The 22103-nt window shown below is 69.2% G+C and carries 15 protein-coding genes, 1 tRNA gene and 1 pseudogene; 8 read left to right on the top strand and 9 right to left on the bottom strand.

Features of this window, described 5'->3' with window-relative positions:
- Window positions 1-5 precede the first annotated feature (5 nt).
- Entirely contained in the window at window positions 6-2453 is a 2448-nt protein-coding gene (locus tag HNR10_RS23320; protein ID WP_179826968.1) for a serine/threonine-protein kinase, read from the top strand.
- 122 nt (window positions 2454-2575) lie between these two features.
- The gene (locus HNR10_RS23315) at window positions 2576-3541 is read left to right on the top strand and encodes a quinone oxidoreductase family protein (protein ID WP_179826966.1); all 966 of its coding nucleotides are present in this window, start codon (window positions 2576-2578) and stop codon (window positions 3539-3541) included.
- Window positions 3542-3662: 121 nt separating this feature from the next.
- Here HNR10_RS23315 and HNR10_RS23310 read toward each other — a convergent pair whose 3' ends face one another.
- From HNR10_RS23310 to HNR10_RS23300, 3 genes are all read right to left on the bottom strand, one after another.
- Complete coding sequence (locus HNR10_RS23310) at window positions 3663-4745, bottom strand: SPFH domain-containing protein (RefSeq protein ID WP_179829913.1); 1083 nt, start codon at window positions 4743-4745, stop codon at window positions 3663-3665.
- A 30-nt stretch (window positions 4746-4775) separates the two neighbouring features.
- On the bottom strand, window positions 4776-5237 hold the full coding sequence (locus HNR10_RS23305; protein WP_179826964.1) for an NfeD family protein: 462 nt from the start codon (window positions 5235-5237) through the stop codon (window positions 4776-4778).
- Between the two features lie 161 nt (window positions 5238-5398).
- Window positions 5399-8269, bottom strand: coding sequence for a penicillin acylase family protein (locus HNR10_RS23300; protein ID WP_376769801.1), 2871 nt, complete (start codon window positions 8267-8269; stop codon window positions 5399-5401).
- 368 nt (window positions 8270-8637) lie between these two features.
- Here HNR10_RS23300 and HNR10_RS23295 point away from each other — a divergent pair, with 368 nt between their 5' ends.
- Entirely contained in the window at window positions 8638-9141 is a 504-nt protein-coding gene (locus HNR10_RS23295) for a hypothetical protein (protein WP_179826962.1), read from the top strand.
- Window positions 9142-9267: 126 nt separating this feature from the next.
- Here the strand turns inward: HNR10_RS23295 and HNR10_RS23290 are convergent, their stop codons facing one another.
- Window positions 9268-10170 carry a cobalamin biosynthesis protein gene (locus HNR10_RS23290; protein WP_312889394.1) on the bottom strand — a complete coding sequence of 301 codons (903 nt, stop codon included), beginning with the start codon at window positions 10168-10170 and terminating at the stop codon, window positions 9268-9270.
- 548 nt (window positions 10171-10718) lie between these two features.
- On the opposite strand from HNR10_RS23290, the gene HNR10_RS23285 reads away from it, so the two are divergent.
- Window positions 10719-10794, top strand: a tRNA-Arg gene (locus HNR10_RS23285).
- 290 nt (window positions 10795-11084) lie between these two features.
- Here HNR10_RS23285 and HNR10_RS31815 read toward each other — a convergent pair.
- The gene (locus HNR10_RS31815) at window positions 11085-11213 is read right to left on the bottom strand and encodes a hypothetical protein (protein WP_281390154.1); all 129 of its coding nucleotides are present in this window, start codon (window positions 11211-11213) and stop codon (window positions 11085-11087) included.
- A 1248-nt stretch (window positions 11214-12461) separates the two neighbouring features.
- Between HNR10_RS31815 and HNR10_RS23280 the strand changes: the two genes are divergently transcribed.
- Window positions 12462-15131 (top strand): hypothetical protein, encoded by a 2670-nt coding sequence (locus HNR10_RS23280; protein ID WP_179826960.1) that lies wholly within the window; start codon window positions 12462-12464, stop codon window positions 15129-15131.
- Between the two features lie 538 nt (window positions 15132-15669).
- On the opposite strand, the gene HNR10_RS23275 is transcribed toward HNR10_RS23280, so the two are convergent.
- The 3 genes and pseudogenes from HNR10_RS23275 to HNR10_RS23265 form a co-directional block, all read right to left on the bottom strand.
- Window positions 15670-16413 (bottom strand): hypothetical protein, encoded by a 744-nt coding sequence (locus HNR10_RS23275; RefSeq protein ID WP_179826959.1) that lies wholly within the window; start codon window positions 16411-16413, stop codon window positions 15670-15672.
- A gap of 280 nt (window positions 16414-16693) precedes the next feature.
- Window positions 16694-16903 (bottom strand): annotated as a pseudogene (locus HNR10_RS23270) (site-specific integrase); the annotation flags it as partial.
- A gap of 288 nt (window positions 16904-17191) precedes the next feature.
- The gene (locus HNR10_RS23265; RefSeq protein ID WP_179826958.1) at window positions 17192-18136 is read right to left on the bottom strand and encodes an SDR family oxidoreductase; all 945 of its coding nucleotides are present in this window, start codon (window positions 18134-18136) and stop codon (window positions 17192-17194) included.
- Between the two features lie 380 nt (window positions 18137-18516).
- On the opposite strand from HNR10_RS23265, the gene HNR10_RS23260 reads away from it, so the two are divergent.
- Both HNR10_RS23260 and HNR10_RS23255 read left to right on the top strand, forming a co-directional pair.
- Window positions 18517-19356: a helix-turn-helix transcriptional regulator gene (locus HNR10_RS23260; protein WP_179826957.1), complete on the top strand. Its 840-nt coding sequence runs from the start codon at window positions 18517-18519 to the stop codon at window positions 19354-19356.
- A gap of 147 nt (window positions 19357-19503) precedes the next feature.
- Window positions 19504-21051 carry an alkaline phosphatase D family protein gene (locus tag HNR10_RS23255; protein WP_179826956.1) on the top strand — a complete coding sequence of 516 codons (1548 nt, stop codon included), beginning with the start codon at window positions 19504-19506 and terminating at the stop codon, window positions 21049-21051.
- Between the two features lie 32 nt (window positions 21052-21083).
- Here HNR10_RS23255 and HNR10_RS23250 read toward each other — a convergent pair whose 3' ends face one another.
- A complete protein-coding gene (locus HNR10_RS23250; protein ID WP_179826955.1) occupies window positions 21084-21251 on the bottom strand; it encodes a hypothetical protein in 168 nt (55 codons plus the stop codon).
- Window positions 21252-21465: 214 nt separating this feature from the next.
- Between HNR10_RS23250 and HNR10_RS23245 the strand changes: the two genes are divergently transcribed.
- Window positions 21466-22041 carry a snapalysin family zinc-dependent metalloprotease gene (locus tag HNR10_RS23245; RefSeq protein WP_179826952.1) on the top strand — a complete coding sequence of 192 codons (576 nt, stop codon included), beginning with the start codon at window positions 21466-21468 and terminating at the stop codon, window positions 22039-22041.
- Window positions 22042-22103 lie beyond the last annotated feature (62 nt).

Here is a 22103-nt window from a genome sequence, read left to right as displayed (position 1 = left end):
CACCTGTGACGTCGAACGGCCACCAGAGCGGCAAACCCCTGCGCGCGGGGGACCCGCGCGAACTCGACGGTTACCGCATCGTCAGCCGTCTCGGCCGCGGCGGCATGGGCACCGTCTACCTCGCCAAGGACGCCGCCGACCGGACCGTCGCCGTCAAGCTCATCCACCCCGACCTGGCCGACGACGAGGCCTTCCGCCGCCGCTTCGCCCGTGAGGTGGAGTCCGCGCGCCGCGTGGCCCGCTTCTCCACCGCCGGCGTGATCGACGCGCGCCTGGACGGCGACCCCCTCTTCATCGTCTCGGAGTACGTGCCCGGCCCCAACCTCGACGAGGCCGTCCGCGCGGACGGGGCCATGGCCGGCGGCACCCTGGAGAGCCTGGCGATGGGGGTCGCCGCCGCCCTCACAGCGATCCACGGCTCCGGAGTGATCCACCGGGACCTCAAGCCCGCCAACGTCCTACTCTCACCGGTCGGGCCGAAGGTCATCGACTTCGGCATCGCCCGCGCCCTGGACGGCACCGGGGGCGCGGTCACCCGCTCCAGCCAGCTGATGGGCACGCCCTCCTACATGGCGCCCGAGCTGATCATGGGTCGGCAGCCCACCCCCGCGGGCGACATCTTCGCCTGGGGCTGCCTGGTCGCCTTCGCCGGGACGGGCAGCGCGCCCTTCGACGCCGCGACGGTGCCCGCCGTCCTGCACAACATCTCCTCGGCGCCGCCACGGCTCGACGGCCTGGACCCGAGCCTGTACGACCTGGTCTCCTCCGCGTTGGACAAGGAGCCGGAGAACCGTCCGAGCTCCCAGCAGATCCTCGCCCGGCTGGTCGGGCAGGAGGACCCGGTGGAGGCGGAGGTGCGCCGCACCATCACGACCTCGTGGGCACCGCCCTCCTCCACCCCTGTCCCCGGCGCCCCGCCCGAGACGGCGACGCGCGGCCGGGAGCCGGAGGCGTCCGAGGCGGCGGAGTCACAAGGAGCGGAGCCGCCGGTGGCGGACGCCGGAGCGGTGGAGCCGGGGGCGGCGGAGTCGCGGGACGGTGTCTCTCCGGTGGCCGGCCCCCGAGCGGCGGAGCCCCGAGCAGAGCGGTCCCTGTCGGAACAGCCCGCGCCTCCCGTCGTGAGCGGGTCCGGCGGGCAGGACACCCGGTCGCAGCAGCCGCACGAGCGGCCCACCCGGATCGAACCGGTACAGGAGCGGTCCGCTGCCGCGGATCCCGCCCTCGCCCCGGCTTCCCCCGTCCACCCTGTTCAGCAGCACGCGCAGGGCCGGCCTCCCTCGGGGCCTGAGCAGCTCCGGGGCCAGGGCGGGCACCCGCCGCAGGGGCCCGGCGGGCAGTACGGCGGCCCGGCTCAGCAGGGTCAGCCGGCTCAGCAGTCCCAGCACGCTCAACCGGGCTATCAGGGGCAGCCGGGGTACTACGGGCCCTCGGGCGGGCACCCGGCTCCGCCCGTGGCCCAGCCGATGCACGGTGCGCAGTCGCCTCCGTACGGACAGACCGGTTTCTCCTCCCACGCGGGCCCGGTCGGTCCCGGCGGCCCGGGCGGCGGCCCCGGCGGCCCGGGACAGCCGAACGGTCCCGGCGGGGACGGCCCCCGGTCCGGTAGCGGTGGCGCGCGCAGGAGACTCGTGGTGGTCGGCGGGGCCGTGGGAGCCCTCGTCCTGGTGGCCGCGGCGGGAACGGTGTTCTGGGTCAGTCAGGACACCCCGGTCCCGGAGAACACCGTCTCCATCTACAACACCGACTTCACCACCGATCCCGGTTGGACCACCAACGAGTTCGAGGTCGGGGAATCGGACGGCTACTGGGCCGAGCAGAGCGGTGTGGTGCTGACGCTCGACCCCGAGGACGGGCCCAGCCGGGGCGAGGTGGTTCCGCTGGAGCGCGACGAACCCCTGCCCGACCAGGTGCTGGTGAGCGCCACCGCGTACGTGGTCGAGGGGCCCGAGCAGGCGACGGTGGGGGTGCGCTGCTGGGACAACGACGGCGAGGAGTACCGCAGCCAGTACGAGGCACTGCTGCGCTACGACGGCGAGCGCGCCGAGATCCGCCGCATGCACGAGGGCGAGGGCGACCTCACCCTCAGCCAGACCACCGAGGTGCCCGCCTACGAGCCCTACCCCCTCTTCGACGAGTCGGCGCGCGACCAGGTCGGGGACGGGGCGAGCGGTGGCCCCTACGACTTCGACGTCGAGTCCGTCTCCACCAACACCGTCTCGCTCTCGTGCGCCCTGCAGGAGAGCGACGAGGGCGACACCGTCATGGAACTGTCCATGTGGGTCAACGGCGAGCACGCCCTGACGACCGTCGACACCGACCCCCTGCCCGACGACGCCGAGGAGACCGAGGACCGCCGCCGCGTCGGTATCGTCTCGCGGCCGGGTCCGGGCAACGAACCGCTCGGGGTGCTCTACACGGCCTTCTCGGTGCACGAGATCGTGGCGGAGGAGTAGGACCGGGGCCAGAGCGGGTCGCCGCGGACGCGGGGGCCGTACTGTCGGGCGGCCCGTACTGTCGGGCGAGCCGTCCGTACTGCCATGATGCGGGAAACGGACCAGACGAGGAGAGGTGGACCATGCGCGCCATCGTCATCGAGGAACACGGCGGACCCGAGGTCCTGCGGCTGACGGAGCGGCCGGATCCGGCCCCCGGACCCGGCCAGGCCCTCGTGGACGTGGAGTCGCGCGGGGTCAACTTCATCGACATCTACCAGCGCAGCGGGGCCTACGACGTCCCGCTCCCGTTCGTCCCGGGCATGGAGGCCGCCGGGGTGGTCGCCGCCGTGGGTGAGGGCGTCACCGACCTGTCGGTGGGCCAGAGGGTCGGCTGGGCCATGGCCCCCGGCGCATACGCCGACCGTGCCGTGGTCAGCGCCGGCCTGCTCGTTCCGCTGCCGGACGACGTCTCCGCCGACCAGGCGGCGGCCCTGTTCCTCCAAGGCCTGACGGCGCACTACCTCACGCACTCGGTGCACCCGGTGGCCGAGGGCGACACGGTCCTGGTGCACGCGGCCGCCGGTGGGACGGGTCTTCTGATCACCCAGCTCGCCAAGGAGCGCGGCGCCCGCGTGATCGGCACCGTGTCCACGGAGGAGAAGGAGCGCGTGGCGCGCGCGGCGGGCGCGGACGAGGTGATCCGCTACACCGAGAGCCCGGTGGCCGAGTCGGTGCGCGACCTGACCGGCGGCGAGGGCGTGGCCGCGGTGTACGACGGCGTCGGACGGGACACGTTCGACGCGAGCCTGGCGTCACTGCGCCCGCGCGGCATGCTCGCGCTGTTCGGCCAGGCCAGCGGGGCGGTGGAGCCCGTGGACCCGCAGCGGCTCAACGCGGCGGGATCGGTGTACCTCGCCCGGCCCTCGCTCGCCTACTTCGTCGCCGATCGCGAGGAGCTGCTGGGCCGGTGCCGCGACCTGTTCGCGCTGGTGGGCGCGGGGCGTCTGGACGTGCGCGTCGGCGGGCGCTACCCGCTGGCCGAGGCGGGCCGGGCCCACACCGACCTGGCCGAGCGGCGCACGACCGGCAAGCTGCTGCTCACCTGACCCGGTACGGATCGGCCGGGCGCACGCCGCCCGGCCGGTCCCGCCCGTCACCCCGCCCGGAGGCCGCGGCACCCCGGCCGGGGCTCTTCGCCCAGGGCGCCCCGGCCAAGGATTCCTCGGTCTAGGGCTCCTCGCGGGGCTCGGGCATCGACCCCGCCCTGGCGCCCGCCCTGCGGACGTCGTCGCGGGCGTCGGCCACCGCCTTCTCCGCCTGTTCGGCCGCGTCCACGGCGGCCTGGGCCGACGCGGACTGCGCGGGGTCCGGTCCCGTGATCTCGGCCGGGCCGCGTTCCTCCCTCTCCCGGCCGTCCTTCTCCGTGGAGGGTCGGGCCTGCGCGGCGTCCCCGGCGAAGGCGTGGGTGACGTTCTTGACCGCCTCGGTGAGCTCACCGGGGATGACCCAGAACGTGTTGCCCTCGCCCTGGGCCAGGCTGGGCAGCGTCTCCAGGTACTTGTACGCCAGGAGCTTGGCGTCGGCGTTGTTGGCGTGCACGGCCTGGAAGACGCGCTCCACGGCCTTGGCCTCACCGTCGGCCCGCAGGATCGCCGCCTGCTGGTCACCCTGCGCCTCCAGGATCGCCTGCTGCCGCGCGCCCTCCGCCTTGAGGATCCGGGCCTGGCGCTCACCCTCGGCGTGCAGGATCGCCGCCCGCTTGTCGCGGTCGGCCCGCATCTGCTTCTCCATCGCCTCCTTGATGGTGGGCGGCGGGTCGATGGCCTTGATCTCGACCCGGTTGACGCGGATGCCCCACTTGCCGGTGGTGTCGTCCAGGACGCCGCGGAGCCGGGTGTTGATCTCCTCGCGGGAGGTCAGGGTCTTCTCCAGGTCCATCGAGCCGATGACGTTGCGCAGCGTGGTGACGGTGAGCTGGTCGATCGCCTGGAGGAAGTTGGCGACCTCGTAGGCCGCGGCCTTGGGCTGGGTGATCTGGTAGTAGAGGACGGTGTCGATGTTGACGACCAGGTTGTCCTCGGTGATCACCGGCTGCGGCCGGGAGGTGAAGACGTGTTCACGGAGGTCGAACTTGGTGTTGACCCGGTCGACCCCCGGGATGATGAAGTTCAGGCCGGGGTTGAGCGTCCTGGTGTAGCGGCCGAACCGTTCGATGTTGTACGCCCTCGCCTGCGGAACGATCCTGATCGCGGACAGCGCGATCGCGACGAAGAGGACGGCGAGGATGATGAGAGGGATTGCCGGATCGATCATGTCGGACACCTGGTCTCGGGGTCGTGGCTATGGCTCGGGAGTGTGGGACTCGGGCAGGGCCTCACGCGGGTAGACCACCGCCGTGGCCCCGTCGATCTCCATGACGTCCACGTGCGCGCCGATCGGGATCACGAGGTCCTCGTCGATACACCGTGCCGACCACTCCTCTCCGGAGAGCTTGATCAGCCCCTTGTCCCCGTCGACCTCCTGGAGCACGACCCCGGACCGGCCGATGAGCGCGGCGGTTCCCGAGCGCGCGTCCGGCTCCCTGCGCATCTGCCGCTGCATGATGGGCCGGACGAGGATGATGCCGGCGGCGGACGTGGCCGCGAAGCCGATGATCTGCACGACCACGGGCAGGCCGATGGCACCGAGGAGTCCGGCGACCAGGGCGGCCACCGCGACGAGGCCCAGCACGAACGTCAGCGTCAGCGCCTCGGCGACTCCGAGGGCGACGGCCAGGATGATCCAGATCAGCCAAGCGGGCATTGTCCTTGGGCCCTCCCGCTACGTATCGGGTAATCCTTACGCTACCCACACAAGCCCGACGAAGCACCTGAATCCCGTGCGCCGTCGACATCCGACGCCTAGGCGATACAGAAGGCCGTGGCCGGGTCCTCCACGGGACCCGGCCACGGCCGCACCGCCCCCTAACGGCCACCGGAGAACTGGTAGACCATCTGGTAGGTGGGCCGGTTCTGCCACGCGATCGGCCACATGCCGATCCCGCCGACCGCCTGGTGGATCACCGCGTCCGCGCAGACCTGGTCACCGGCCGAGCAGTGCGCGTCACCCGGGTAGACCTCGCCCGCGGGGACCGCGGCGGCCTCGGCCAGGCTGTCCAGCAGGACGGTGCGGCACGCGTCGGGATCGCCGTCCCCGCAGTAGGCCTCACCGCCCAGCGGGCCCTGGACGTCCTCGCCGAGCACCGTGCGCAGGTCCTTGTCGACGTAGGACCACCAGCCGTACTGGAAGGCCGACCCGCGGTGCGGCTGCGCCTGGTTGACACTGCCGGCCTCACCGCCGCCGATCGAGCCCGATGGGGACTCGTCCACCTGGACCGCGCGGGTCAGTTCGGCGTACAGGTCCTCGCCGAGGCCCGGCTCGAACTGGGCACGCACCAGCTCCGGCCACCACGCGTCCATCACCCGGATGGCGTCGGCGTGCTCGTAGTACCCGGCGTCGCGCCGGGGCTCGCGGCGCAGCGACCCCGCCTCGTGCCAGGCCCGCAGCTCCGCCACGGTCGCGGCCAGGTCGGGATCGTCCACCTCCTGGGCGTCGATCACCTCCAGCAGCCGCGGCAGGACCTCCTGGGCACGCAGGTCGGCCGTCCCGGCCTCCATCATCACCCGGGTCAGGGAGGCCGTGGTGAACGCGTGTCCGTCCTCGACCAGCGCGGACACCCGGGAGTCGAGCAGGTCGCCCCGGTGGACCGAGCCGGTGGACCAGCCGGAGGTGTAGCCCTGCGCGGGCTTGTTGTTCCAGTTGACGATGTAGTCCGGGTTGACGGCCCGCGGGTGGTCCTCCTTCGGGTGCAGGTCGGCGTCGTTGGTCTCGGGGTCCCAGCCCGACCAGCCCGCGCCGGCGTAGGCGTCGATGGGCATCGTGGGGTTGGTGCCCTCGACCCGGACCGGGTTCGCGCCGGAGTTCACGAACGCGATGTCCTCGTCGTCGACGTAGTGCCAGTTGAAGGCGTAGCCGATGTCGTGCGCGGCGTCCTGGAACGACGCGGCCGAGGTGATCTCGCCGGGGTCGTTGAACCGCTGGAAGCCGATGATGGAGTCGACCTCGTGCCGGTACGTGGAGCGCAGCGACGTGAACGCCACGGGATCGCCGTCCACGGTGGCGAACGACTCGACGAGTCCGAACTCCGAGCGCAGGGAGGTGAGCGTGTAGCCGCCGGCCGGGGTCTGGTCGGCGACGGTCGGCGACCACTCGTTGGTGACGCTGAGCTCCTCGAAGGCGACGCAGTCACCGGAGGAGTCGACGTAGCCGCGCGAGTCGGTGGAGGGGGTGGAGCCGTCGGTCTCGCACAGGTCCACGGCGAAGGTGTCGGTGAGGTCCTGGCCGGCCGAGGTGGCGCTCCAGGCGTAGTCGACTCCGCGGCCCATCTGGACGTAGAAGCTCACCCCGGCGAACGAGGCGCCGCGGGCACTGATGCCCGGCCCCTGGAGTTCCTGGAGCATGAGCAGCTGCGGCGAGAAGTACCCGGTCTGCGGGCCCATGACGGCGACGGGGTTGCCGCTCTCGGTGTGCTCGCCGGAGACCAGGAGGGCGTTGGACATGCCGCGGGGGTCGAGGAAGCCGTCGGGCAGGACGCCGTCGTTGAACAGGCCCTCGGCCTCCGACAGGTCGCCGTCCTCCACCATCTGGTCGAGTTCGTCCTGGTCGGCGGCGCTGAGGTCGTCCAAGGTGGGCGGCTCGGCCGGGTCCTCCGGCGCGGCGGGCTCGTCGACGGCGTCGGCCAGGGGTTCGGCCGTCGTCTCGTCGGCCGCGGAGCCGTGCTCGTCGTGGACGATGCCGTAGGGCTCGACCGACCCGGGATCGGGCACGACTTCGCCGACGGGGTCGTCGGGGGTCTGGGCGTAGGGGAACTCGCCGTCGACGCTGACCACCGCCTCGGGGTCGTTCTCCGTGCGCCAGGCGGCGTAGAGTTCCGCGCCCTCCTCCGGGCCGTAGCGGTCCAGGAAGTTGGCGCGCACGATGGCGGCGCGGACCTCGCCGCCTCCGCCCCCGCCGAAGATGCCGCCGACCATGGCCGCGATGCCGACCACGTCGGTGGGGGTGAAGGGCTCGATCTCGCCGGCGTTGGTGATGGCGTCCTTGTGGCCGGTCAGGACGTACTCGCCGGGGAAGGTGCGGTCGCCGTCGGCCTCCTCGATGTAGGCGTTGACACCCTCCAGGTAGGCGTCGACGTCGGCCAGGGCCTGGGCCCCGCGGTCGCCGGACGCGGCGACGCGGTCGATCTGCGCCTGCTTGTCCTCCTCGGTGTAGGGCGCGGTCCGCCAGAGGTCCTGTTCCAGGGCCCGGTTGCCCTCCGCGCCCCCGGCGAAGGGGGTGAGTTCGCCGCGGCCGACACGGCGGAGCACGTCCATGAGGAAGAGGCGGTCCTCGGCGGCGGCGTAGCCGGCGCCGTACATGGTGCCCTCGCGCGTGGTGCCCTCGACGTGCGGGATGCCGTGGCCCCTGTCGCGGGTGATGGTGACGTCCTCGCGCGGCTGGTACCGGCGGCCCACGTCGTCGGAGTCGACGCCGAAGCCGGCGTCGAGGAAGAAGTCGTCCAGGCCCTCCTCGGTGAGGCCGTCGTAGTGGTGCACGAGGTCGTCGTACATGTCGAGCTGGCTGGAGGAGTGCCGGGGGCGGGTGCCGAAGGCCTGGTGGCCGAGGATCTCGACGAGGGTCGCGCTGCCGTTCTGCCCCGGGGGGAGGATGTCGTGGCAGCCGTGGGGGGCGCAGTAGTCGGGTGGGGGTTCGGCGGCCGCGGGCGTGCTCGGAAGCGTGGCGGCGGTCGCCGCCGCCACGAGCAGAGCGGCGCCTGCGGCGCCCGTGCGGAGCCGTCGGGGGTACGGGGGTCTCACGTGCTTCACCACCTGGGGGTGCGGGCGATGGATCAGCGGAATATTACGTACGGGTAGGCAAACTGCGAAAGAGTTTCACGTTTCCTGCCGGGCCAGGTCCGGCGACGGGAGAATCCGCCGGTTTGAAGTGACGAGCGCCACATCCAGCCGCGATCGCGCCGGCACCGCACGCGCCGACACCGACACGAGGAGTCGTGATTGGCCACATCCGGCCACGACTTCGGCGCCGCACCTGGGCCCATCTGGGCGGGCGCACCGACGATTCGCGCGGGACCGCCCTACAGCTCAGGGCTCTTTGACACAATCGGCGCATGAACCAGCACCCCGAACCCGGCCCGGGCCAGCCCTGGCAGCAGCCCGGCGGCGAGACCCCCGGATGGGGCCTTCCCCCAGAACAGCACCACGGCGGCGCACTCGAGCCCTACGGCACCGGCGGCTACCAGCCGGCCGGACACCCGATGCCCGACGAAACACCGGTCGCCACCATCGGCGACATCGCCATCTCCCAGAACATGGTGATCACCCCGGCGGGCCGCTTCCCCATCAGGGGAACCGTGTGGACGGTCACGGACATGAGCCGCACCGAGCGCAGCACGCCGACCTGGGCGGTCATCGTCGCCATCCTCATCTTCTGGTGGACCTGCCTCCTGGGGCTGCTGTTCCTCCTGGTCAAGGACCAGAAGACGTCCGGCCACGTGCAGGTGACCGTCCAGGGGCACGGCCACTACCACGCGACCTCGATCCCGGTCAGCAATCCGGGCGCGGCCTTCCACATCAACCAGCAGGTCAACTACGCGCGCAGCCTCGCCGCGTGACCCGCGCCTCCCCGGGCCGTCGGGCCCGGGGGCGCGTGGGTGTGGCGTCGTAGGCGTGGGGGTGCGGTGTGGTGGGCGTGAAGTCGTGGGTGTGGTTCGGGGGAGGTGAGGCCGTCGGTGTGAGGACTACCCGCGGCCGTGCGCCACGCCGGCCGCCACCGCCAGCGCCCCGACGTTGACCGCCCGGGCCAGCCGGACGGCCCGCCGGATGTCGGCGGTGTCCACCACGGGCCCCTCCCCCATCACCGGGCGCCGCTCCTCACGCCCCTGATAGACGTTCACCCCGCCCAGCGTCCGCCCGAGTGCCCCGGCGAAGGCGGCCTCGCACTGCCCGGAGTTGGGACTGGGGTGCCGGTGGCCGTCCCTGCGCCAGACCCGCCAGGCCCGGCCGACGTCGCCGCCCACGACGGGAGCCGCCAGGACCGCCAGCATGGCGGTCAGCCGCGAGGGTCCCCAGCCGCCGATGTCGTCCAGTCGGGCCGACGCGGCCCCGAACCGCCGGTAGCGCGCGCTCTTGTGGCCGACCATGGCGTCCAGCGTGTTCACCGCTCGGAACCCCGCCAACCCGCCCACGCCGGCCAGGGCACCCCACACCAATGGACCCGTCACCGCGTCCGAGGTGTTCTCGGCGACCGACTCCACGACGGCGCGTGCGATGCCCGCCTCGTCCAGCCCGGCGGGATCGCGTCCGCACAGCCGCGGCACCAGTGCTCGGGCTTCCTCCAGGTTTCCGGACTCCAAAGCCCGGGCGATCCCCTCCGCTTCCCTGGCGAGCATGCTGCCGCCGAGGGTCGCCCACGTGGCGGCCGCCGTGGCGGGGGCACCCCCGCGTTCGGCCATCGCCCCGAGCGCCACCACGGGAGCGACCGCCGACACCGCATAGGCGGCCCCGCTGAGTTCGTCATCCCGGTAGATCCGCCGCTCCCACCAACCGGCGGCACGGCCGAACAGCGCCACCGGATGCCCCCGCGGAGGATCCGGCACCGTCGCGTCGAGCAGGAATCCCGCCACCAAACCCAGACTTCGCACGCCACCACGGTAGCCGCGCCGGCAACACCCCTGAACAGCCCCCATGCCTGGCAATCCCAGAATTGTTACTCTGTGTAGTCACTACAAAACACAGAGTAGTCAGCCAATCACGGGAGGCTCCGCGTGCTGCACATGTGGATCCTCACCGTCATCCTTGCAGGTCAGTGGTGGTTCTTCTGACCCTCTCGACCCACCGCCCCCCAGCCAGGCCGAACACATCACGAAACGCCAGCGGGGCAGCGCAGCACCAGGAGTTAATCACCGGTAACGTGGTGCGCGGGGCCCTTAGCGACCGGTTTGGTGGAACGCGAGTGGTAACGAGAGACAACTACGAATCACCGTAGTTGGTGAGGCTTTGCCCGCCTGTGGGCGAGATCTGACGAATACCCTAGAATGTCTGACCAGTACGCCACAGGCGCCACGACACGGGGATCCTCCCGACCGTAGGCCGCACCCCAGCCCCCGGCGCTTCCGACATGCGGAAACACCAGCGGACCACGGGTAACGACGTGATCGCGGCCGGCCACAGCGGGCGACAATTGAATCAGGCACCCGTAGCTCAGTGGATAGAGCACCGGACTTCTAATCCGATGGCCGCAGGTTCGAATCCTGCCGGGTGCGCCACAAAACCCCAGTTCAAACGGGGTGCGCGAGTCGAACAGACGAGGCGCGAGGCCCGGATCCGGGCCTGAGATGCTCCATGTGTGCTCCCCAGTGCAAGGTCCCGTACACGCGGGCGAGGACCTCGCGGAGCATTTTGCCCTCCCGTGACCCTGTGAGCGTGAAGTGTGTCCACCGGGCAAGGCCTCCATCACACCCTGCACGTAACACTTCAGGGGGAAGCCTCCGGTTGATGTCCAGCCAGAACGTGAGGCCCGAAGTCGAGCCGGGCCCCACGCGTGCGTCTTCTAGGATTACAAGTGCTGCACCCACCACACGATGCCCGCAACAAGCGCGGAGCCCACGGCCCAGCAGGCGCCGCGCACCAGACTGAAAAGCGCGGCACGGCCCAGCTTGCGGCTGATCGTCCTGGTCTTGTCCATACGTTCCTCTCCTTAGCTACCGTCGGCCTGAGCGGCCGGGCAGGACGACTGTGCCGCGAGCAGGTGGACGTTGTCCGCAAGGGCGGGCACTGCGGGCAATCTCGCTCTACACTCCAGGTCATAGCCGTGCCCGCTATGCCCGATGCGGGCGGGCGGGCAGTCGTGGGCACATGAGAGAAGGGGAGGTGGATGGATAAGCCACCGGAGGCCCGTACCCTGTACGACGCCCTGCGGTCCCTGGAAGAAAGAGCCAAAACCGCTTACACCCGAAAAACCGGTCAGAGGTACTCGCGTCGTGAGGTTGCCCGAAAGGCCGACGATCCCGGTTCGTCGCTGGACAGACGCCTTACAGAGTGGCTTAACCCGACCTGGGAAAAGGCGAAGACACCGCGCCCGGACAGTAGCGAACAACTGATCGCAGTGGTCCGACTCTGGAGTGGGTGGGCAGGGGAACGATGTGTTGAGGGCTGGTGGCGGACCCTGCTAGACCAAGCCCAGCCTTCCCGCTCACCCGCCCCGTCCGCACAGGCACCGGAACCGGTACTTACTGAGCACAGCGCCTGGATCGAGCAACACGTCCTGCCTTCACGGTTGCTGAACAGGGAGGATGAGCTGCGAGAACTGACCGAGTTCTGCATCGGGGCGGACCTCCCGGGCACGTCCGCGTATGTGTGGTGGCAGGCAGGCCCCTGGGCTGGCAAATCGGCCTTGGTCTCCGACTTCGTGCTACGACACCGGCCACCTGGGGTGGAGATCGCGAGCTACTTCATCACCGATCGGTTGGGCCGCAACGACCGGGAAGACTTCCTTAGGGCCGTGACACGCCAGTTGGCCTCCCTGGCCGGGCGAGATGCCGGGACTACACGCATCCGTCCGGAGGACTTCCCCGAACTGTGTGAGGCAGCCGCGAAAGCATGCCAGGACCGCGGCCAGCGCCTGGTGCTGCTGGTTGACGGGCTGGACGAAGACCGAGGAGCCAGCTCCGGCGGATTGAGTATTGCCGCCCTGCTACCGCGAAACCCGCCAGCGAGCATGCGCATCGTGGTCACCGGTCGGCCTAGCCCGCCCATCCCGGATGACGTTCCCCCCGACCACCCCCTCCGCGCTCCGGGCATCATCCGTGCCCTTGCTCCGTGGCCTCACGCGGCAGGAATCAGCTCCTTGGCCCGGCGAGAGCTGGACCGGCTGCTGGATGACGAACAGGCGGGGGTTCCTCTCCTCGGTCTACTAGTGGCGGCTCGAGGCAGCTTGACGGCCACAGACCTGGCCCGCCTTGTCGGATTACGTCCGTATCGGGTCGACCGGCTGCTGCGCGGAATCACCGGCCGTAGTTTCATCCCCGGCACCCACGGCCAAGTCCTGATCTCTGATTTGCCGACCGGCAAGCATCCCCACGTGTTGGGACACGAAGAGCTGCGCAGGGAGGCACTGACTGCCCTGGGCGACGTGACCAGGTTCGAGGAGCAGCTGCACGCTTGGGCGGAGGACTACCGCGCCCAAGGTTGGCCGTCTGACACCCCGTCCTACCTCCTGTACGACTACCCGCGCATGCTGCACAGCTCCGGCGACAGCGAGCGGCTAACTGCGATTGTTCTTGATCCGTATCGTCAACGTGCCCTACTGGAGCGCGCATCACTCGATACGGCGTACTCCGAAATCGAGCTGAGCGCCCAGATGGTCCGCGACCGTCGACCAGGCGACCTAGGGGATCTGGCAGCGCTCGCTGCTTGCTCAGCCATGCTCACCGAACGAGCCAGGTCCTTGCCACCAAGCCTCCCGGTTGCGTTCGCTCGGCTGGGATATCCTCAACGCGCCATAGAATTTGCGCTGGCCGCGCCCGATCCTGCTTTGAAGGCTGTCTGCCTGGCGAAGGTGGCCCGTGCGTTGGCTGGCACTGACGATCAGCATGCCATCCAAGCGGCGCGGGAGGCCGCGCGCTGGGCCGGGCGTGCCCGTGATGAAGCATCCCCTCCAAACGGGGACGAGTATGATGCCGAGGCCGCTGTAGGGGAGGCCGCCGTTGCGCTGATCGCCATTGGCGACCACAAGCAAGGACTCGAGCTACTCACCTCGCTCAGCGCTCCCAGATGGGCCGGTGACGAAACCCTCAGCTGTGTGGCCACAGCGGAGGCAGCCCTTGCTGCCCGGCCTTACAACCCTGCGCTAGCTGAGAAGTTGCTGAGCCTGGCCGAAGAGTACGCCGACGAAGTCGCATCCAGCTCCCCGTCAAACCCGAGCGCACCGGTAACCGCATGGTCCGCCGTCGCCGTCGCCGTCGCCGCTGATGACATGCGAGCCGCCCGGCTGAACGAACGGATCAGCCAGTACGCAAAGGATTTCCCGTCAAAGTTGTTGGCCTGCATGGTCCATGCTGCCGCGGCCTCCGCCCTGGTCGCAAATCGCCCTGAACAGGCGAAATCCCTGGCTCAACAGGCGACACGGAACCTGGAACATGCGCTGCGCGCCCCTGAAGTGTTGCCGACCGATGACGTAGCCGATCTGAACATGTTTCTGGGCCACATGCTTACCTATGTCGTGCGCGCCTTGGTGGACACCGGCTCTGTGGACCAGGCCTGCCAACTCATGGCTCTCGTACCCGAAGCACGGCGCATTGGCCTGCTTGGCACGGACGTACGCACCGACGCCCAGGCCCTGATCGCCGAGACTCTCGGCAATCCAGACGAGGAATCGTCTATCGAAGCGTTAGCCAAGCAGGCGTGCAGTCTCGCAGAGCAGAACCGGCCAGCTGAGGCGAGTCGCCGACTGAGTCAGGCATTGGAAGCGCTCGGATCTCCCCAGCCTGGTGTTCGGCCACGCGAGACCTGGCTCATTCCTCTGTGCACAGCGCTCGCTGCCATCGGCCGACACACTGAGAGTGCGCAATTGGCCCGTAGTCTAAGCGGCGCAGCTGAGCAAGTGCAGGCACTGGCGGCATCGGCCATCTCAACGATGAAAGCAGGAAATGTCACCGATGCTCGGCGGCTGGCGCGCGAGGCTGCTGACCTCACTCAGGCGCTCGAAGACACTGGCAATTCCTCTTTCTTCGAAGGTGCTCTAGGGATGAATGTGACGGCCGCAATGGGTGCTGCCGCGCAGGCACTTGCTCACGTCGGCGAAAAAGACCGGGCCTTGTCGCTCGTCGAGGAAACGGGAAGTGCGGGTAGCAAAAAACAGTGGAGCGCACTTGTATCGGTCGCGGCCGGACTGCGCTCCCACGAACCGGCCACCACCGCAGACATCATCGACCGCCAACGCAAAAACCTCCTGGCCATGGAGGTCTCACCGCAGGGCTCGCAAGGACTTATCGCCGAGCTTTCCGAGCTCTTCGTTGCCATTGGCGGTGTGGATGCGGAGTGCACTGGTCGCATTCTTAGGGCGGTCGAGCAAGTTTTTTCGAGAATCCGAGCTTCGAATACACCGCTGGACGCGGAGGATCTTCTGGTGCTCCTGGTCATGGGTGCTCGACATCAGGACGAAAGCGCCCACCAAACACTGACCAAGTGGGAGCATAAGAGAGCGGACGTCCCGCCCTGGCATCTTCCGATCGCTTCCATAGCAATCGCGCATGCGGCTCTCGGGGACTGCGAGTCTGCCATGAACTCCGTGAATAACCTCAACTCTTCATACGACCGTGCTGAGGCGTTCACAGCTGTGGCCGGCTATCTTACGGGAACGCCAGTAGTCATACGAGATGTCTCAATATCTACCGGCGCAGCTTTCTCTCAGACGTTTCGCTCCCTAACTCTTTCACAAATGCCTCCCGACGCGGCACAAACAATCGATTCGGCAGTGCCATTCGCGGCCGCTGCGCTCGCGGGCGACGGCTGGTACCACGCTCTGCCGATCCTGGCCCGCCTAGCGCCGTCTGCCGTAGAACGCGTGCAGGATATTGTCTTCACCCACCGACGCCTCTACTGATAATCCAGCCACACTTAGTACTGCAAACAGATTGCAATGGGACGAACACAAGAAGTGACTAGTCGTGCGTGGTCATCACTGATCTCGACACCTAGTCGCGGCCCTTCGCTGACTCCACCGCATCCCTCCGCCGTTTGTTCAACTGGGTCTGCGCTCAGATCTCACACCCGGTCGGGGCGTGGTCGCTGTTCAGACTCCGCTCCCAGCAGCCTGCCCATGTGAGTCACTACCGCAGGCACACGGAAAGCAACCTGTCGTTGCGGTACTTTGACAGCGACGCCCTCGTCGATGTAGCGGTGGCCGGTGGCGAAGGAGATGTGGTTCTTTCTGGCGAGAGCCTCGATGGGGCTCCATCGCGGAACCAGCGCAGGACCAGGACGGGCTTGCAGCAGGCCAGGAGACGGGAACTGGGACTCCACGCCCAATGTCGGGAGAACCAGGATTCACCCCCTGATCAAATTTTCTGATTTTTATTTCTTTTCTCTTTTCCCCTTTCGCAAGAAATAGTTGATACTATCGCATGAAAGTGGAATTATTTTCACCCCCGACCGGGAAAATCTCCTTGCACTAGCTGAATATCTGCCAATCGACGAAGAATCAGGTTCGTCATCTGCTCCATTAGGCCTGCGCGCTCAGGACTAAGCCCTTCGAATTGTCCATGGGCGGCAGAATTTCTCAGGCCAGCGCACATCTCTATATCTTTCACATCCTGAGCAGTGATAAGACCTGCACTGCGCAAAGCAGAGGTATACGCAGCCACAGACGGCCTATTTCTCAGCTCCAGACCATGAGCATCGACAGCAGAACGAAGCGCCGTCTCAAGCGCCGCCCCGCACAGGACAATTGGCGCAGCAGGATGAGACCTCGGCTCCTCCAAAAGCCTCCGAACTTGACTCATTATATCCGTACCCACGAGCGAAACTTCGCTCCACTGACGCTCCCCCAAAATTTCATTTGCCCCCGATTCAACCTGGTTAATCCATTCCTCCAAAAGATCACCGACCGCGTGCGCACCGGACTCAAGGGACTGCCCATCCCCTTTGCTGTCATATATAGCGTTAGCCCGGTGAGTCCAAGAACTCTCGTCGCCAGCATACCTACGCAAGAACTCCAGAGCAGCTGCAGATTTTGCCATCACCTTGGACAGCGCGGCGTGATTTGCAACCGTCCAGTAGCCTCCAGATCCGTGTCCCGAGGAGTGCCAATCCATATCCGCTTTAATGTCAGCAGATAGCCTTCGCGCATAATTCAATAGATTTTCCCGACTAGCGCCATCTACCATATTCCACTCCTTTGAAAAGACATTATTGCACCCACGAAGCACACTAACCGCTCTTGGTTGCGCCTTCAGGCGCTACCAGAGATAGTCTGATCTAATTACCTTGACGTCACTATAATCTGAGGTGCGAATTCGACACAACGAACCATAGGACCTTTGATCCGGTCGGAAACCGGCTCCGGGGACGAGGAAGCCCCAGGCCAGCCGGGGTGAACCCGTGGTCTGCCCTGGGGCCTGAAAGGGCCGTATAGCTCCTGGTGTGCTCGCCGGTCCGGCTACCGCACTACCGGCTCACGGGTTTGAGCATCGCCGCCGTCGCCTCGGCCGCCGCCCGAGCCACCTCCGGGAACACCGTCCGATACGTGTCCTGAGTGAAGTGCGTGGTGACATGGCCGAGCTCTCCCGAGACCACCTTCACGTCCGCCCCCGCGGCCAGCGCCAGCGAGGCGGCCCCGTGGCGCAGCCCGTGCACATGGATCGGCGGCAGCCCCGCCGACTGTCACGGTGCGGCGCGCGCCCGCAGTGGGGCAGGCGATCCGGCAGCCCGATCGGACCAGGGTGTGCTGTGACGCGGTGTCGTCCACTGGGCGATCAGCCTAGGAATTATGCGTCCTCCCGAGTCGGACACCTGCGGGCCTCGGCGCGTGGTCTGTCCGCGGGGCCGACGGCGTTGGCGGTACCGCTGCCGACGATCACCCACCAGGGACTCCTCGGTCTGGACATGCGGGGGGCGACAGTACTCATGCGGTCTCCGTCAAGTGTGAGGTGGTCGTGGCGGCGGTCAGGAGGCGGGGAAGGAGACCTTGGTCAGTTGCTCCGAAGCCCGCCACACGCGCGCGGCCTCCTCCGCGCTGCGCAGCGGCGGGTACAGGCGCTGTTCGGCCGGCGGGCCGCCCAGCCTGCCGAGACCACTGGGGCTGTAGAGCGCTCCCTGCTTGGCGTCGGGGCCGGTCGCGGCCATCAGCGCGGGCAGCTTCGCCGTCTCGACGGTGCCCGCCAGGATCCCGCGCGCCGACAGGGCCCGGATCCGGCGGATGTGCGGGGTGTCCTCGCCGCGGCCGATCTCGGGGCGGGCGGCCAGGAGGCTGGTCGGGGCGACCCCGGGGTGGGACAGGTTGCTGGTGATGCCCCACCCGTGGGCCTGGCTGCGGCGTTCCAGTTCGAGGCCGAAGAGTCCGAACGCGATCTTGGACTGGCCGTAGGCGCGCATCACGTCGTAGGAACGCTCCCAGTTCAGGTCGTCCCAGTTGATGGCGCCACGGCGCGCGGCGATGCTGATCTGCGAGGTCACCCGCGCCCGGCCGGCGCGCAGCAGCGGGAGGAGGTGGCCCACCAGGGCGAAATGGCCGAGGTGGTTGGTACCGAACTGGATCTCGTAGCCGTCGGCCGTGGTCTGCCGGTTCGGGGGCCTCATCACGCCGGCGTTGTTGATCAGGATGTGGATCGGCCTGCCCTCCTCTCGCAGGGTGTCGCCCAGGGCGGCGACCGAGTCGAGTGAGGCCAGGTCGAGGCCGCGCAGCGACACGTCGGCGCCAGCCACCGCGTGCCGGATCGCGGCGATCGCGGCCTCGCCCTTGCGCTGGTTGCGCACGGGGATGATCACCTCGGCGCCCGCGGCGGTCAGCTGCCTGGCCATCCCCAGGCCCATCCCGTCGCTCGCGCCGGTGACGACGACGCGCTTGCCGGTCAGATCCGGCAGGGTGATGTCGATGGTTCCACGTGGCATGGTCCTGCTCCTTGATGTCGTGACTGTGGATGCGCCGGCGAGCCCTCCTCGCCGGGGCGACCCGGAACTCTTCGACCGCACGAGGACTTCGGCGCGGGGGACTCCAGCGCGGGCGACCACGGTGTCGAGACCACCGAAGGCGTCGGTCACGGTCGTCCACGTCCGGGGCGGTCGGCGACCACACGTCCGCTCGCTCCCCCGGCGCCGGTTCGGGCCTCGGCATCGATCCTCGTCGGACGGCACGGACCTATCCAGGACCTCCCGATCACAGGCTCGCCGGGCCGCCCCTGCGCTCCGTATGGGGGGATCGGCGGGTCGTGGCTACCGGCGTCCGCTCGCGGTAGACATGGCAAACGAGGCAGCATTCGAGAGGGGGCGTCGTGATCGACCGCACCGGGTTGGCGGAGTTCCTCCGCAGCCGGCGTGAGGCACTACAGCCGGAGGACGTCGGTCTGCCGCGCGGACAGCGCCGCAGGACGAACGGGCTACGGCGCGAGGAAGTCGCGTCGTTGTGTCACATGTCGGCCGACTACTACTCCCGCCTGGAGCGGGAACGCGGCCCCCAGCCCTCGCAACGGATGCTCGCCTCGATCGCCCAGGGCCTGCACATGTCGCTCGACGAGCGCGACCACCTGTTCCGCCTGGCCGGCCACAACCCGCCCGCCAGGGGCACGTCCAACGAGCACATCAGCCCCGGGCTCCTGCGCGTGCTCGACCGCCTGGACGACACACCCGCCGAGATCTCCAGCGAGCTCGGCGAAACCCTGCGGCAGTCCCCGATGGGCGTCGCGCTGACCGGCGACACGACGCGGTACACCGGGCCCGCTCGTAGCGCGGGGTACCGGTGGTTCACCGACCCCGCCTCCCGGCGGATCTACGCGCCGGAGGAACACCCGTTCCTGACGCGGATGTACGCCGCGGGGCTGCGTGAGCTCGTCACCCTCCGCGGCCCCGAGTCCCGCGCCGCCCACCTGGCCGACCTGCTGCTGGCACGCAGTGAGGAGTTCCGGCGGGTGTGGGGCGACCACGAGATCGGGATCCGCCCCCACGAGGTCAAGCACTTCGTCCACCCCGAGGTCGGCGCGCTGGAGTTGAACTGCCAGCGGCTGGTCGACCCCGGCCAGGCCCATCATCTGATGGTCTACACCGCCGTCCCCGGCACCGAGAGCCACGAGAAGCTCCAGGTGCTCTCGGTCATCGGCGCTCAGACACTCCACTGACGGCGGGAACCGGGCGTGCCCGCGCGCCCGCGGTGGGGCCGACGGCCGTGGGTCGTATTCGTCCAGGTGACGGCTCTCGTTCAAACAGGGGACGGACGTGCCCGATAGAAACCGTGGGTGACCACTCCCCCGCAACGAGGAGCCTCCATGCCGCGCACCCACCTCTCACGTCGATCCGCCCTCAGCCTGGGCGCCACGGGCACAGCAGGCGTCCTCCTGGCCGGAGGCGGGGCCGGTCCCGCCCTGGCCCAGGGCAGGAACAACCGCCCGGTCCTGACGCACGGCATCCAACTCGGCGACCCCCGCGTCGACGGTGCCGTGGTCTGGACACGGGCCGACCGCCCCGCACGGATGGTCGTCGAGGTCGCCACCCGGCCCGACTTCCGCGACGCACGCACCGTCCGCGGGCCACAGCTCACCCCGGCCGGTGACGGTACGGGACGGGTCCGCATCACCGGGCTCGACGCGGGCCAGGAGGTGTACCTGCGCGTGCACGCCGAAAGCGGACGGTACTCCAGTGAAGTCCTCGAAGGCGGCTTCCGTACCGCCGGAGGCGCCGACGACGACACGATCCGTTTCGTGTTCTCCGGAGACGTCGCCGGCCAGGGGTGGGGCATCAACCCCGACATCGGCGGCATGCCGATCTTCGCCGCCATGGCCGACCGCGACCCGGACTTCTTCCTCCACCTGGGCGATGCCGTCTACGCCGACGGACCGCTCCAGGAGAGCGTCGTACTGCCCGACGGGCGCACGTGGCGCAACGTGGTCACCGAGGAGAAGGCGGCGGTCGCGCAGACGCTGGCCGAGTACCGCGGCCAGTACGCCTACAACCTGCTCGACGACGCACTGCGCGGCTTCGCCGCCCGGGTTCCGCAGATCGTGCAGTGGGACGACCACGAGGTCGTCAACAACTGGTACCCGGGCGAGATCCTCGACGACGACCGCTACACCGAGACCGATGTCGATCGGCTGGCCAGGCGGGCCCACCGGGCGTTCCACGAGTGGATGCCCATCGTCCCGGCCGAGGCGGTGGACGGCAGGATCTACCGCAAGCTGTCCTACGGCCCCGACCTGGACGTCTTCGTCATCGACATGCGGCCCTACCGGGACGCCAACTCGGGGGGAACGGCCGCTTTCGAACGCGTCCTCGGCGAGGCGCAGGCACGCTGGCTGGTCGACGGGGTGTCGGCCTCCACCGCGACCTGGAAGGTGATCGCCTCGGACATGCCCCTCGGCGTGGTCGTGCGCGACGGCCAGGACATCGAGGCGGTGGCCAACGGCCTGCCCGGCGCGCCGCGCGGGCGCGAGGCCGAACTCGACGAGGTGCTGCACGGCCTGCACCGCCGGGGTGCGCGGAACGTGGTGTGGGTGACGGCCGACGTCCACTACACGGCCGCGCACCACTACTCCCCCGAGCGTGCGAGCAGCCGCGAGTTCACCCCGTTCTGGGAGTTCGTGTCCGGGCCGCTGCACGCCGGTGCGTTCGGGCCGAACGCACTCGACCCCACCTTCGGGCCCGAGGTGGTGTTCCAGAACGCGCCGCCGGTGGCGAACACCTCGCCGCTCGACGGCTTCCAGCACTTCGGCGAGATCGAGATCGACCGGCAGAGCAAGGAGCTCACCGTCTTCCTGCGTGACGCCAACGGAGACTCCCTCTGGACGCGGACCCTCACCCCCGAGGACCGCTCACGCTGACCGAGGCCCTGTCCGACACCGGACTCGGGGGCTCAGGTGACCACCGCCGCGGACGTGATGGTGCCGGAGTCGATCGTGGAGACGACGGCCGCCCCCGGCACCACACGGATCCCGAACCCCTCGTTCTCGGACGACTCCCGGGCCAGGACGTTCCCGGCCGTGCGGGAGGCCGTGCCGTCCCAGGGGTGGGCGGTCGGCACGACCGCACGGCCACCGCTTCGTCGGCCATGAGTTGATTCGAAGGGGGCGATGTGGCGTGTGGACCCGGCTCCGGCCGGAGGGCGCATGGGGGTGGACGGGACGCCGAAATTGCGCGTTCTGCACTCCTTGTGGTGATACGACGCTACACATAGCATCGGGGCGACCTCACCCGGTCACCGATGAGATCAACCCCCTCACCCCCAGGGAACCCCCATGTTGAGACGGATCCTCACACCCCTCCTGATCACCCTGAGTGCGCTCGCGCTGACGTTGGTGGGCACCGCCCCGGCCACCGCCGCGACCGCGGAGCGGTCCCAGCCGCTGCGCCAGACCGTCCTGTACTACGACGCGAGCCAGGCCGCGGAGTACACCTCCGCCGTCTCCTCGGCCGTGCGCGTGTGGAACTCCAGCGTCGGCAACGTCCGTCTGGCGCCCGCCTCCGCCTGGCAGCGCGCCGAGATCCGCATCATCGCCGACGACGGCTGGCCCCGCGCCCACCTGGGCCCGGTGCGCCCCGGCGGGCAGGTGACCGTCTGGATGGGCCGCCAGGGCACCGACGCCGGCTACGACGCGGTGCGCATCGCCGCGCACGAGCTCGGCCACAGCCTGGGGCTGCCCGACGCCAAGCCCGGCCCGTGCTCGTCGCTCATGTCCGGTTCCACCGGCGGGGTCGACTGCACCAGCCGCTATCCCAACGCCTCCGAGCGCGCGCGGGTGGAGGCCAACTACGGCGGCGGCCTGAGCGGTCGCAGCGCCACCGACGGGGAACTCCTGGTCGACCGCGCCTGACCGGCGCACCGGCCCGGCCTTCGGCGCGGGCCCGCCTCGGCGGGTCGGCGCCGAAGGCCTCA

It is taken from the genome of Nocardiopsis aegyptia, from assembly GCF_013410755.1.
Taxonomy (GTDB): domain Bacteria; phylum Actinomycetota; class Actinomycetes; order Streptosporangiales; family Streptosporangiaceae; genus Nocardiopsis; species Nocardiopsis aegyptia.
This window is presented reverse-complemented; position numbering and strand designations above follow the sequence as displayed.

What these genes read in the sequence shown, in the direction of transcription:
- HNR10_RS23265 (WP_179826958.1), bottom strand. Translation starts at nt 18,136, where the DNA reads ATGCCACGTGGAACCATCGACATCACCCTGCCGGATCTGACCGGCAAG.
- HNR10_RS31815 (WP_281390154.1), bottom strand. Translation starts at nt 11,213, where the DNA reads ATGGACAAGACCAGGACGATCAGCCGCAAGCTGGGCCGTGCCGCGCTT.
- HNR10_RS23305 (WP_179826964.1), bottom strand. Translation starts at nt 5,237, where the DNA reads ATGCCCGCTTGGCTGATCTGGATCATCCTGGCCGTCGCCCTCGGAGTC.
- HNR10_RS23295 (WP_179826962.1), top strand. Translation starts at nt 8,638, where the DNA reads ATGAACCAGCACCCCGAACCCGGCCCGGGCCAGCCCTGGCAGCAGCCC.
- HNR10_RS23275 (WP_179826959.1), bottom strand. Translation starts at nt 16,413, where the DNA reads ATGGTAGATGGCGCTAGTCGGGAAAATCTATTGAATTATGCGCGAAGG.
- HNR10_RS23245 (WP_179826952.1), top strand. Translation starts at nt 21,466, where the DNA reads ATGTTGAGACGGATCCTCACACCCCTCCTGATCACCCTGAGTGCGCTC.
- HNR10_RS23315 (WP_179826966.1), top strand. Translation starts at nt 2,576, where the DNA reads ATGCGCGCCATCGTCATCGAGGAACACGGCGGACCCGAGGTCCTGCGG.
- HNR10_RS23255 (WP_179826956.1), top strand. Translation starts at nt 19,504, where the DNA reads ATGCCGCGCACCCACCTCTCACGTCGATCCGCCCTCAGCCTGGGCGCC.